Source organism: Vreelandella halophila (assembly GCF_009856365.1).
In the GTDB taxonomy this organism is placed as follows: domain Bacteria; phylum Pseudomonadota; class Gammaproteobacteria; order Pseudomonadales; family Oleiphilaceae; genus Halospina; species Halospina utahensis_B.
Window position 1 is genome coordinate 409,200 of record NZ_WMEX01000001.1, and the last position, 12,756, is coordinate 421,955.

Genomic DNA, 12,756 nt, shown 5'->3' on the forward strand with positions numbered 1-12,756 from the left:
GATTTATTGCAATTCCGTGAAGCACTCCACGAAACACAAAATCAGCCACCGGAAAGTTGGTGGAACTGTGATTTTGTGTCTATATTGCATGTGAACTTGTGGTAATTCCATTACCCGGGTAGCGATTCAGTGATAACGGAGAAGCGTTTCAATGACAAAAAGAACACAACAGTGGCAGAAGCGAGCTCGCCTTCCCCTCGCCGTCGCCATCGCGGCGGGTATGTCGGCTCCGGCGGGTGCCTTTACGTTTAACTACGGTGAAGTGGAAGGGGCGTTTGACACCAGTCTGACGGCTGCGGCCGGCTGGCGGGTTGAGAGCCAGAACAAAGACCTGATTGGTCAGGGAAACCTGGGGATTCCAGCAGGCTCCACGACTGGGGCGTCTACTACAAACTACGACGACGGCAACCAGAACTTCGAGTCCGGAGATACCTACTCGGAGCGGGTCAGTGGCACGAGTGAGCTCTACATGAACTACGCGCCGCGTGGGGAGTATCTGTCCAGTGTCGGGACCTTTGTGCGCGGCAGGTACTGGTACGATTTCAAGACCAAGGATGATGACTTCGAGTATCCGCTCAGTGAAGGCGGTAAGGACGATGCTTCGGGCGGTGAGTTTCTGGACGCCTATGTATGGACGGACTGGAATGTCGGCGAAGTGCCCGTCACGGTTCGTTACGGGAACCAGGTCATCAACTGGGGTGAGAGTACCTTCATTCAGGGCGGTATCAACGCCACCAACCCGATCAACGTCAGTGCTATCCGGGCGCCGGGGGCTGAAATCCGGGACGCGTTACTGCCGGTTGAGGCGCTCTACACGTCGATTGGTCTGACACAGAATATAACTGTCGAGGCCTATGCGCAGTTCGACTGGGATGAGACGCGTCTTGAGGATTGCGGGACCTTCTTTTCAACAAATGACTTCACTGCGAATGATTGTGGGCCGATTTATCCAAGTGGAGCTGTCTCTCAGAAGAATTTCCCCGATAGTGGGCCTCAAGTGATCAATCGTATTGCTAACAATGAGCCTGATGGTGATGACCAGTTTGGTGTTGCCTTGCGGTGGTATTCACCAGAGTTAGGCAATACCGAATTTGGCCTTTATCACGTACGTTATGACAGTCGGTTGCCCTACATAAGCGGCAAGCTTAGAACTCAGCAGGAGATACAGGCTGGCAGTATTCTGCCCGACTATTACGCTGATTACCCAGAAGATATCAAGCTCTTTGGAATCAGTATGAACACAAACGTCCCAGGTGGTTGGTCGATCGGTGCTGAGTACAGCTTCCGAGAGAATATGCCTCTTCAATGGAATGCGTTTGATCTACTTAATGGTGGCATAACGCCTGCGGTACAGGGGCAGCTTGCTCAGCAAGCTCAGACGTTCGCAGCTAATGGTCAGAATGCCCTCGCTGCTGAGTATCAGCAAGCGGCTCAGGATGCGGCAAAAGTTTCGAAGCTTTACGAGCAACGCCTCCAGGAAGCGGGAGGGCAGGCACCTCTGGGTGAAACCATTCGTGGCCATGACCGGCACAAGGTGTCCCAAGCTCAAGCGACATTCATCAAGTTCTTTGATCGTGTTCTTGGGGCGAGTCGGCTTAGTTTCGTCGGTGAGGTGGGCATGACGTATGTTCACGATCTTCCCTCGAAGTCTGAAGCGCGATATGGGCGTTCCGGCATCTATGGAGTTAGCGATTATGAAGAGGGGGCGTTTGCTTGTGATAGTCCGACCATAGATGTGACTGGTTCGCCTGAAAATAGTTTCTATAACATCAACCCCAGTAACTGCACTAACGATGGTTTCGTGAGTGACTTCTCCTGGGGCTATCGCATGCGCGGCACGCTGACCTACAACAACGCCTTCATGGGCGCGACGCTCAAGCCGTCGCTTTCCTGGTCGCACGATGTGAACGGCTATGCGCCAGCACCGGGCGGGGCCTTCAACGAGGGCAATAAGGCGGTTGGTCTGGGTCTGGCGGCCGAGTACCGCAACAACTACGAAGCGGCGATCAACTACACCAACTACTTTGGTGGTGATTACAACACCCGTGAGGACCGGGACAACATCACGGCCAGCGTGACGTATTCGTTCTGATCCGTGAGAGTGTGTGAAGAAATAAAGCTGTACCACCAACGTCTAGCGAGGTAGACGAGCGATGAATTTTCGAAAGAACGTACTGACAGGGAGCATTGTCTCCCTGGCGCTGGCAGCCGCACCGGCTCTGGGCGCGGTCTCCGAGGAGGAGGCCGCGAAGCTGGGCAACGAGCTTACGCCCATCGGTGCCAAGAAAGCTGGCAATGGCGATGAGATCCCGGCTTGGGATGGCGGGCTGACGACGCCGCCGGACAACTTTGAGGGGAACCATTACCTGGATCCCTTCCCGGAGGACGAGCCGCTGTTCGTGATCGACCAGAGCAATGTGGACGAGTACAAGGATCGTCTGACACCGGGGCAGGTGAAGATGATCAACGAGTACGAAGACTACAAGATGCCGGTCTATAAGACCCGCCGGACGGCGGCTCTGCCCGAACGCATCTATGAGAAGGCGAAGAAAAACGCCACCAACACCACCCTGGTTGAGGGCGGTAACGGTCTGGAGAACTTCGATACCGCTGTGCCTTTCCCGATTCCGGAGAATGGTCTTCAGGTGATCTGGAACCATACAACCCGGTATCGGGGTGGGGCCGTAAAGCGGAATGTCCACCAGGCGGTACCCCAGGAAAATGGGGCCTTTACGCCGATTCATTTTGATGAGGAATTCGCCTGGAGAACATCGCTTCAGGACTATGACCCGAGCGAAGATTCCAACGTCCTGTTCTACTTCAAGCAGGCGATCCGCTCACCTTCACGCCTGGCCGGGAACGTGCTGCTTGTGCACGAGACCATCAACCAGGTGAAGGAGCCGCGCCGGGCCTGGGTGTACAACGCGGGTCAACGCCGGGTGCGCCGCGCACCACAGGTGGCCTATGACGGGCCGGGTACAGCTTCGGATGGCCAGCGTACCTCGGACAACCTCGACATGTTCAATGGCGCACCGGACCGGTACAACTGGGAGCTGAAAGGGAAGAAGGAGATGTACATTCCCTATAACGGCTACCGGCTGGACGACCCGTCCCTGAGCTATGATGAGCTGCTTGAGGCAGGCCACATCAACCAGGATCACGCTCGCTATGAGCTGCATCGGGTATGGCATGTGACTGCTACCCTCAAGGACGACGAGCGCCACATCTACGCCAAGCGTGATTTCTATATCGATGAGGACACCTGGGGCGCAGCAGTCGTTGACCATTACGACGGCCGTGGCGAACTCTGGCGTGTGGCTGAAGGGCATGCCATGCAGTACTACGATCAGAAAGTGCCGTGGTACGCCTTTGAGACACTGTATGACACGCTCAACGGCCGCTATCTGGTGCTGGGTCTGACCAATGAGATGGAAGATCCCTATACCTTCGGCATTGAGCGTCAGCTCCGGGATTACACGCCAAGCGCTCTGCGCCGTGCTGGGCGCCGTTGATCCCCTGCCGGCCCCATGGGGTCGGCACTGAAAACAGAAAAGCCCCGCTCCGGCGGGGCTTTTTCGTATGGGAGTTCTGGATGAGTGGCGTCAGGATGGATCCGCGGTTTCCTGTTCCTTCATCCGGTCAATCAGCTCATCCTTGTTGTTCCATAGCTCGCTGATCCACTTCTGGAACTCGATCCGGAACTCGCGGTCGTTCTGGTAATCCCGCCCCAGGAACTGCTCCGGAATCCGCTTCTCATCAACCCGTATGATCACACGGCGTGTGCGCCCGCTGAGATAGTCCCAGATGCCACCCGGGCCATCTGGATAGACGATGGTGATGTCGAGCATGATGCTCATCAGGTTGCCCATGGCGCCCAGCACAAAACCGGTGCCACCGGAGCGGGGCTTGAGCAGGTTGCGGTAGGGGGAGTTCTGCTGCTCATGCTTTGCCGGGGTGAAACGGGTGCCTTCCATGAAGTTGAATACCGCAACCGGCGTGTACTCGAACTTCTCACAGGCTTTGCGGGTGGTCTCCAGGTCTTTGCCCCTCAGATGGGGCTTTTTCATGAGCTGCTGCTGCGTATAGCGCTTCATGAAGGGAAAATCCAGAGCCCACCAGGCAATGCCGAGCAGTGGTACCCAGATGAGCTCCTTCTTCAGGAAGAACTTCATGAGAGGGATACGACGGTTGAGCACCACCTGGGTTACCAGGATGTCCGCCCAGGACTGGTGGTTGCAGGTGACGAAGTACCACTGGTTCCGGCTCAGGTTGGCATTGAGCTCAACGTCCCACTCGATGCGGTTGAGCAGGCGCATGAACAGCCCGTTGTTCTCGATCCAGACGAAGGCGATGGCATTGAGCCCCCGTGTGCACAGCTTGCGTACCGGCGTGATCGGAATGATCAGCTTGAGGATGGCAAGCAGGAGCAGAAGGGGGTACAGAACCAGGGTGCTGAGAAGGATCAGCAGAACACAGAGTGTGCCCTTGAGCGGTGCAGGAAGGAAATCCAGCATGTTGGCGACCGTCTGTCCGGTGAATGGGTTACTCGCGACGGACGCCATTATACATTGGCAGTGCGCCCTGCCAATTTTTCAGTGAACAGCTGTTATCTCAGTTGCTGAACCGGTCCCTGTAATCGCTGATCAGTGCATCCAGCTTCTCAAGAGGGTTCTCTGCCGCTGACAGCGCCTGTTGACGCTGATCGTAATCCGAAAGGTTATTGACGCGGATCATACTGCGGATTTCTTCCACGTACGCCTGTCCGCGTTCGGAATACGACTGCAATCCGCCCGCGAGATTGATGCCGTCGGGGAACCGGTTCTCGTTCAGTAATGCAAGCCGGCGTTCCCTCAGGTTCTGGTAGGCGTTGTGGCGATTGAGGTTGGTGAGATAGGCCCGGATGGAGCGGTAAGGCGACTTGAACACTTCCACCTCATGGGTCATTCCCGCCGGGCGGCTGTTCGGGACCAGGCCGCAGCCGGGGTTGAAGCACCATTGGCCGAACAGGTTGTTGCCCTGGGTGGCGAAACGGCTGGTGCCCCAGGCGGATTCATTGGCGGCCTGCGCCAGTACCAGTGACGGCGGAATGATGTGCATCCGGCGCTCAAGACCACTGACCAGATCCTCTGTCGTCTCACCATCAACCCGCAGGCGTGTGGCGCGGGTGGTGAGCCATTTCCGTTCTTCCTCGTTCAGCTCCGGCTTGTTGCTGAGCTGTTCCAGGTAGTCCCGGGCAGCCTGGATCCGCAGGTTGGCCAGGGCAATACGGGGGAAGAGGTAGCCGAAGAAGGCGTCCTTCTTCTCGGAGACGACGCTGTACTGGGTGAAGTCCGGCAGGGGAGCCGTCGCCCATCCTGGGATGGCATCAGTGTCCAGAAGTTGCGGTTCGGAAACCTTCGGCGTGGGCCGTTCAAACTCCACCTGGCTGGCAATAAAGCCGGCGGCCAGACCACCTACCACAAGAACGGCCACCAGAATCAGGGCTGGTACGGGACGAGATTCCATCAATACCTCCGGGTTTAGATACAGCTACGCGGAGGGCTGGAGTTCGGATCAGTTGGGGCACCCCTCCACGCTGTCGTCCCTGAATCCTAACAGGAATCCTACGGATTCGTTAGATTTGGTGATCATGATGAGGGTGTCGCCGCTGTCTGCGGCGACACCACGGATTTCCCTATCTGTAGAGCCATCACACGAATTAATCATAAAACCGGGTGTGGCGCTTGAATCCAATGTGCACTGAAGTGTTCCCGGAGCGAAGTCCCTGGCCACATTAAACTGGGAGCTGCCGCTGTCGTAGTCGGTTCTATGACCCTGGAGGTTGATTTTGGGGCCTCCTGTACCTGAGGTATCTATACATGCATTTTCATGCTGGATCAGCGCTTCGGAGCTGCCGGTATCTTCAACACTGAATCCTGTCACCCGGTATTGGGTATTGTCCTGAATCTCAGCGGTGGTGTCTGCCTGGCGCGCAATTCTCAAAAGGTCGCCCGCGTCAGTGTCGTTGCGATCATCCCGGCGTGTTGAGAACGTCATCCAGGTTCCTTTCGGGCTTATTGCGCCATTGGGAACTCTGGGAGTAGTTCCAGGATCCTGAGAATCACTGTCATAGTTGAGGAACAGGTTCCCTTTGAATTTTCCATCGGAATTGACTGTTTCGAATTGATCCTGTCTGGTTATCTCAAATTCTTTGTACGGGGATGCTATCGGTGAAGATGGAATAGTCCACTCTTCTACTTCTGTTTCTGAACCTGAACCTGAGCCTGAGTTGAAACCCCAATTACCAATCGTCGCGCGAGCAAACGTAAGAGAGCCGTCATTGGGGTTCGCTTTCAGTTCAAAACCTGCAAATACATAATTTTCGGTTGGTTCTGTGTAACTGCCAGTCTGCTGAAGGTCGAATTCGATTCCAGCTATAGCCTGTTCTTCAAGTAGGTGGCTGCGCTCGTAATCTTCCTCTGAACTTCCAGTCAGCTCTATCCCACGGGCGCCCATGAAATAGCTACTGAAAAGTGCAGAGGGTTCCTTCATGGTGCCGCTAAAGCTCGCCTCATAAAGGTCTGGGTTAGGTGCCCAGCCGATGGTTCTCTCGTCACTGGTAGTGTCAATGGTCTGGAAAAGTGGGCGGAAACTCACCAGGTTACCGTTGTTGTATCGGTAGAGGCGGTTGGTACCCGTACCGTAGCTGCTGAAAACACTGTCTAGATTCGATACTCCCCAGCTACTCCGCTTATAGGGGGAGTCGATCCGGGCGGCAGAGAAATCGAAGTTGAGTGGAATATCATCAGGGGCATCAACCCCACTTATGGACAGGAAGGGATATATGAAGCTCGTGCCTTCACTGTTGGTACTCTGTGCCCTGCTCGTTGTATGTGAGGCCCAATAACCAGTGTTGTTGTCCTCAAGGTCATGGGTAAGGCTGACCCCATACTGCACGGTGTTGAAAGTCTCGCTGATCTGACTGTTCTCGTCGCCCTTGAATTCAGCTGGGTCATGAGTGAGGTATCTGCGGGCATCCCTGAGAAAAGTAGCAAAATCCTCCCGTTCATTCAGCGCACTGGCATTGATTTCAAAGTTCTGAATCCTGTCGGCCAGTGGCGCCCAGCGAATCGTATAGGGGCATCGTGTATTGCTGCATTCGTTGATGTAATCGATCTCGTCTGGATCAAGTTCCTTAACAATGTCACTGATCAGACGGTCCGAGAATGGATTGACGAAGACGTGACCGCAGGACGTGGCTATTGGTGCACGGTGTTGTTCACCATCAGGAAGTGTTGCCCTTATGAATACTTCTATATCCTGCGGTATTCCATCAGGAAACGTCAGGATGTAATCGTCACCCTCCGTTCTGGAATTGAATGTATAGGTACTTCCGTTGACTGATTCAACGCGGAATGACGCATCTGTTGTTTTGCTGAGCTCACGCTTGAGGTCAGAGCTTGACGGACTGGGTGTCTCGACACTCACCAGCAGTTCATTGTCGTCGAGGCTGCGGGTGTTACTGCAGCGCGAGGGCGCGCCGCGATCCTGAAAATCCGGGGGCGGCTTTACGCCAAAGGAATTCTCATCGCTCACGGATGGATCCCCACTGCCGCAGGCGGTCAGTGCCAGGGCGCTCAGGGTGAGCAGGGGATAAAACAGGCGGGTACGCATCTAACCCTCCGGGCTGGTCCCGTAAAACACGATTGTTCTACGAGTCTAAACCAGCGCCGGAGGCCCTGCCGTGAACCATTCCGGGTTCTTCAGAAGAGGATGCGCATGCCGCCGATCAGGCCTTCCTCAAAGCGGTAGTCGTCGTCACCGCGGGTATCGAGATCCGCGCCCACGTAGCGGTAGCCGGCAAAGATCTCGGAGTTGCGGATCAGTCGATAGCTGACGGTGGCGTCGGTATGGCGCATGCCGTCCGCATCCCCGTAGGAAAGAATCGATGGGGAGAGGTAGAGGCTGCCGCCAACGGAAAGCCCGGGAACCTCCGGGATATTCATACGGGCAAAGACCCCTGGCGCGGTGGCGCCGCCGTCGATGTCACGGTCGCCGTCATCGAAGTACATGTTGCGCACACCCAGGCCCACGGTCATGGGGATGTTCTGGATAGCGGTGCGGCCCTGAGCGTGCAGATCGAGCGTTGCCAGATGGCGGCTGCCGTCATGATAGGTGTAGCCCACGCCACCGCCGAGCTCCTCACTGGCGTCGGTGAAGCTGTATTCACCCCGAACGGAATCGTTGCTCAGGCTGAGGTCCAGGCTGTCCGCATGGGTTGTGCCGGCAAACGCGGTGAACAGGGCGGCGCCGAGGCAGGTGGTGCGGATCAGTCGGTTGTATCGCATAGGGGCTAGTGCTCCTGTCAGTGACCATGGTGACTCAACGCTTCATGATAGTGTCACCGGTGCCGTTCCACAATTACGCCTTTTCAAGGCGTTCGACGACACAGGTACCGTTCGCTACCAGCCAATGGACATCGAGGTCGTACAGGCGGAGCGCATAACGCCGTTCCGGATCATCCCGGTGGTAGGCGGGTCGTGGGTCCTGGTTGAGAACCTCGCGGATGAGATCGCGCAGCTCCGGATAGTCCCACTGGATCTGCTGTAATCGGTGCTCCGCTTGCGGACTGAATCTTACAGGCAGAGTGGCGGCCGGTGGTTCGCTGGCCCAGGCGCCCGTGGCCGCTTCCGGGGCATCGCACCAGGGCAGGAAGGGTTTGATGTCGAGCACGGGGGTGCCATCCACCAGATCGATCTCGCTGATCGCCAGACACAGTTCCCCGTGGCGCCGGGTGAGGCCCTGGTTTCGCACCAGTGACAGGCCAAGGCGGTTGGGTCGGAAGGGAGAGCGGCTGGCAAAGACGCCGACCCGGGTGTTACCGCCGAGTCTGGGGGGTCTGACCAGTGCTGAGGGTGCCTGATCCGCCGGGACCTGATGGAACAGAAAGCTGATCCAGACGTGGGAAAAATCCTCGATCCCCCGGAAGGCCTCCTCGGTGTTCCAGGGGGAGCTGAGAACCACCTCGCCCCGGGCGTGTGGGCAGAGGAACGGCTGGCGGGGAACGCCGAATTTGTCCGGAAAACAGGAGCGGACCGTGCCAATGGGCGTGACGCCATAATCGCTGTTCACTGGAGATCTCCGCTGCTTGAGAAGAACATTTCGATGCGGAAGGTCAGGCTGGCTTCAGGCTGGAAGTCCTCTTCGCGACGGTAACGCAGGGAGGGGATGATTTCGCCGTAAAGCCAGTCATCATGAAGGCGCTTGCGGTAGAGCATGTCCGTGAAGTATTCGGTGCGGGCCCAGTTATTGAAGGTGTCTCCCAGAACGCCAAACCGCAGGCGCACGAAGTGCCGGTTGCGGTAGCGGCGCTGCAGGCGGAAGATCTGGGCCATCTCGAATCCACGTTTGCGGTGGACCCAGCGCACCTCTGATGATGCCCGGAACCGCCAGTGGGGGCCAAGCGGGCGGTGAACCCCGAACCATGACCGGGAGATCCAGCCTTCCTGGAGGTACCAGAACACCCGTTGATCCACGCGCAGCCGCCATTCTCTGGAAAGCTGCCAGTCAGACCAGGTGCGTGCCCGGGCAAAGAACTCCAGTGGCATGTGCAGCCGGGCCCCCACATCAGTGCTGGCGTTCCAGCGCTCGGAAAGAGGCGACAGAAAACGCAGGGCACCGGCTGTAAAGCTGTTCTCATCCGCCTCTTCCGGCGTCAGCGTACCCCGCTGCTGCTGCTCGGAAAGAGGGGCCAGATCATTGGCATCGCTTTCCACAATGATACGGAATTTTTCTTCAGAGGTGGGCACATCGAGCTTGAAGCGGGCTTCCGGCTCAAAGCCCATTTTCCCGTCCTCGGTATAGCGGTTGAAGGCGCCCAGCCGCAGGTAGCTGTCGTTATCCTGATCCACCCAGGTCTGGCCGGAAAGGGTCTGGTCAATACCCTGGCCCAGAGCCTCGACATGGCGCGAATGGATGCGCCGGCGGCGGACCACCCAGTGGCCGGCCTGGTCGAGCCAGGTGTCTTTGGGTTTCAGGTAGCGGGGGCCGTCCCAGTCGAAGAAGTCCGCAGGAAGCTTCTCAATGTCCACCCGGGGCGGTGGCTCCGGCTTCGCGGGTGGGGCCAGGGTGGCCCAGGTGGGTTCCAGACTGCCGAACGCGAGACAGCTGATGCCGATCAGGGAACGGATCCAGCTCACGGCATCAGCAGCCCCAGGCCGATGGCGGTGTAGAGGCCCATCAGGCCGATTGAGAGTGCAGAGAAAGCGCCGGTTTCCGAGCCCATTTCAAAGGCTCGGGTAGTGCCCACACCATGGCCGATCATGCCCATGGCGCAGCCTTTGGCGGCGGGGTGCGTGACGCCGGTGATGCGCAGTACTGGCCCGCCGCAGGCGGCCACAAGAATGCCGGTGACCATAACGAATCCGGTCGCCAGCGGAGGGTAGCCGCCGATGGATTCGGTCACGGAGATCGCCATTGGGGTGGTGATGGACTTGGTGGCCATGGACATCAGGGTGGCGTGGTCCGAGCCGGTGAGCCAGAGCAGGCCGGTGGCGCTGCCCGCTGCCACAACGCCGCTTACGGCCAGTGTGACCATCAGGGGCAGCAGGTGGCGGCGAATGAGGCCAAGGTTCTGGTAAAGCGGCAGCCCCAGGGCCACGGTGACGGTGCCAAGCATGAAGTGGATGATACTGGCACCCTCCATGTAGGTGCCGTAATCGAGATCCAGCACCAGCAGCGTGGCCCCCACGAGGGCGATGCCGGAAACCACGGGCTGAAGGAAGCTGGGCTTGCCGGTGATCCGGTACAGGCCATGGCCGGCGAGATAGGCCAGCAGGGTCAGGGTAATGGCGAAATGGGGCGAGTTCAGTAGGGTGCTCATCGGCTCAGCCACTGCATGAGATGGGCGGTGGTCACGAATGCGATCAGGGTGCCCAGGGTCAGTGCCAGTGTGATGCCTAGGGCCTGCTCCATGAGCAGTGCCCCCAGCGTCACGATGCCCGCGCCGGCCGGTATATAGAACAGCGCCATGTGACTGAGCAGGTGGCGGGCCGCTTCGCGTTCCGGCTCATAGCCTCCACCTGTGATCACCAGATAGAGAAAGAACAGTACCATGCCGGAAATCGGTCCGGGCAATGGCATGCCCGGAATCTGTTCCAGTGCCAGGCCGGCGAGCTGGAACAGCAGGATGATGGCAAGGCCGGTAACAACGCTTCCCTTCATGAAAGGGTGTCCCCGGAAACCTCGGCAGCGATGGCAAGCAAGTGCTGATGCAGGCCCGCGACCTCCTCGCGCACGCGCTCCAGCGGCTGGTCATTGTCGATCACGTTGCCCGCAGCCCTGAGCCGGTCCTCCCGGGGCATCTGCGCGGCAATAATGCGTTCCACCTGGGCGCGGTCATTGTCATCCCGGCTCATGGTGCGCTGGATCTGGGTCTCGTGGCTGACGTCCACCACCACGATGTGCTGGCAGAGCCTGTGCTGATCGGTTTCCAGAAGAAGCGGCGACACCAGCATCTGATAGGGCGAGTCAGCCTCGCTCAGGTAGTGCTTCAGGCGTTCGGCAATGCGGGGGTGCAGCAGGGCCTCCAGCCACTGGCGTTCGCCGTCATCGTTGAAGACACGTTTGCGCAGCGCGGCCCGGTCCAGGGTGCCGTCCTGCTGGAGAACGGCATCGCCAAAGTGGCTCCGGATGGTTTCCAGTGCCGGTTCGCCGGGCTCAACCACCTCGCGGGATACATCATCCGCGTCAATCACGAAGATGCCGTGCTCACGGAAGAGATTGGCCACGGTACTCTTGCCGCTGCCAATGCCTCCGGTCAGGCCAACCACAAACATGTCAGACCCTCATCAAGGACAGCCACAGATCCAGCAGTTCCGGCCCATACCAGAGCGCGATCACGCCCGCGGCGGCGAGGTAGGGGCCGAAGGGAATCGGAATATTGCGATCATGCCCACGTATGGCAATCATCGCAATGCCCACCACGGCACCCACAAGGCTGGAGAGCAGAATGATGGCTGGCAGCATGGTCCAGCCCAGCCAGGCACCGAGGGCGGCCAGCAGCTTGAAATCCCCATGGCCCATGCCTTCCTTGCCGGTCAGAAGGCGGAAGAGATGGTAGACACTCCAGAGACTGAGATAGCCCGCAACGGCCCCCCAGAAGGCGGCTTCGAGCCCAACCTGGCCCAGCCCCAGGGCGCTGGCCACAAGCCCGGCCCAGAGCAGTGGGAGGGTGATGCTGTCCGGAAGCAGGGTGGTTTCCAGGTCGATGACCGTCAGGGCAAGCAGTGCCCAAACGAGTGGAAGGGCAATCAGTGCCTCGACGCTGGTGCCCAGGATGAGCACGGTAAGCACTGAAAGCGCTGCCGTCAGCGCCTCGATCGCCGGGTAGCGCACGGAGATGCCGGTGCCGCAGTTCCGGCAGCGCCCGCGCAGGAAGAGCCAGCTGAGTACTGGGATGTTGTCGATGGCCCGGATCGTATTACCACATTCCGGGCAATGCGAGCGAGGATAGGAGAGCCCGTAGGAGCGGCCACGGCCGCGATCAGTATCCTGCTCAGTACCGGGTTGGGCGGAATCGAGGCCTTGGCCGCTCCTGCCAGGTTCCTCGGCGAACAGGGCTTCGCATTCCTGGCGCCAGGCCTGTTCCATCATCCGCGGCAGGCGCAGGATCACCACATTGAGGAAGCTGCCCACGCACAGCGAGACGCCCACCACCGCTGGCCACAGGAGCCAGGGTGTACTGAGAATGATCTGTATCAGGTTCTGCAAGACCGG

General features: G+C 58.5%; 12 protein-coding genes. 2 read left to right on the plus strand and 10 right to left on the minus strand.

Annotated features, from left to right (window positions below; all coding sequences use genetic code 11):
• Positions 1 to 151 precede the first annotated feature (151 nt).
• Together GLW01_RS01790 and GLW01_RS01795 are read left to right on the plus strand one after the other, a co-directional pair.
• The gene (locus GLW01_RS01790; RefSeq protein ID WP_160897934.1) at positions 152 to 2,092 is read left to right on the plus strand and encodes a DUF1302 domain-containing protein; all 1,941 of its coding nucleotides are present in this window, start codon (positions 152 to 154) and stop codon (positions 2,090 to 2,092) included.
• A 61-nt stretch (positions 2,093 to 2,153) separates the two neighbouring features.
• Positions 2,154 to 3,512, plus strand: a complete 1,359-nt coding sequence (locus GLW01_RS01795; protein ID WP_160897935.1) for a DUF1329 domain-containing protein — start codon at positions 2,154 to 2,156, stop codon at positions 3,510 to 3,512.
• 90 nt (positions 3,513 to 3,602) lie between these two features.
• Here GLW01_RS01795 and GLW01_RS01800 read toward each other — a convergent pair whose 3' ends face one another.
• From GLW01_RS01800 to GLW01_RS01845, 10 genes are all read right to left on the minus strand, one after another.
• Positions 3,603 to 4,514, minus strand: coding sequence for an acyltransferase (locus GLW01_RS01800; RefSeq protein ID WP_160897936.1), 912 nt, complete (start codon positions 4,512 to 4,514; stop codon positions 3,603 to 3,605).
• Positions 4,515 to 4,611: 97 nt separating this feature from the next.
• Positions 4,612 to 5,505 (minus strand): glucosaminidase domain-containing protein, encoded by an 894-nt coding sequence (locus GLW01_RS01805; RefSeq protein WP_160897937.1) that lies wholly within the window; start codon positions 5,503 to 5,505, stop codon positions 4,612 to 4,614.
• A 48-nt stretch (positions 5,506 to 5,553) separates the two neighbouring features.
• Positions 5,554 to 7,653 carry a hypothetical protein gene (locus tag GLW01_RS01810; RefSeq protein WP_160897938.1) on the minus strand — a complete coding sequence of 700 codons (2,100 nt, stop codon included), beginning with the start codon at positions 7,651 to 7,653 and terminating at the stop codon, positions 5,554 to 5,556.
• Between the two features lie 89 nt (positions 7,654 to 7,742).
• Positions 7,743 to 8,327 carry a YfaZ family outer membrane protein gene (locus tag GLW01_RS01815; RefSeq protein ID WP_151441149.1) on the minus strand — a complete coding sequence of 195 codons (585 nt, stop codon included), beginning with the start codon at positions 8,325 to 8,327 and terminating at the stop codon, positions 7,743 to 7,745.
• 73 nt (positions 8,328 to 8,400) lie between these two features.
• Entirely contained in the window at positions 8,401 to 9,111 is a 711-nt protein-coding gene (gene tsaA / locus GLW01_RS15775; RefSeq protein ID WP_160897939.1) for a tRNA (N6-threonylcarbamoyladenosine(37)-N6)-methyltransferase TrmO, read from the minus strand.
• Positions 9,108 to 10,178: a hypothetical protein gene (locus tag GLW01_RS01825; RefSeq protein WP_160897940.1), complete on the minus strand. Its 1,071-nt coding sequence runs from the start codon at positions 10,176 to 10,178 to the stop codon at positions 9,108 to 9,110. Before GLW01_RS01825 ends, tsaA begins: the two co-directional genes overlap by 4 nt.
• Positions 10,175 to 10,861 (minus strand): LrgB family protein, encoded by a 687-nt coding sequence (locus GLW01_RS01830; RefSeq protein ID WP_151441152.1) that lies wholly within the window; start codon positions 10,859 to 10,861, stop codon positions 10,175 to 10,177. The genes GLW01_RS01825 and GLW01_RS01830 overlap by 4 nt, the downstream gene beginning before the upstream one ends.
• Positions 10,858 to 11,202, minus strand: a complete 345-nt coding sequence (locus GLW01_RS01835; protein WP_160897941.1) for a CidA/LrgA family protein — start codon at positions 11,200 to 11,202, stop codon at positions 10,858 to 10,860. The genes GLW01_RS01830 and GLW01_RS01835 overlap by 4 nt, the downstream gene beginning before the upstream one ends.
• On the minus strand, positions 11,199 to 11,816 hold the full coding sequence (gene coaE / locus GLW01_RS01840; protein ID WP_160897942.1) for a dephospho-CoA kinase: 618 nt from the start codon (positions 11,814 to 11,816) through the stop codon (positions 11,199 to 11,201). The genes GLW01_RS01835 and coaE overlap by 4 nt, the downstream gene beginning before the upstream one ends.
• A 1-nt stretch (position 11,817) precedes the next feature.
• Complete coding sequence (locus GLW01_RS01845) at positions 11,818 to 12,750, minus strand: prepilin peptidase (protein ID WP_202405512.1); 933 nt, start codon at positions 12,748 to 12,750, stop codon at positions 11,818 to 11,820.
• Positions 12,751 to 12,756 lie beyond the last annotated feature (6 nt).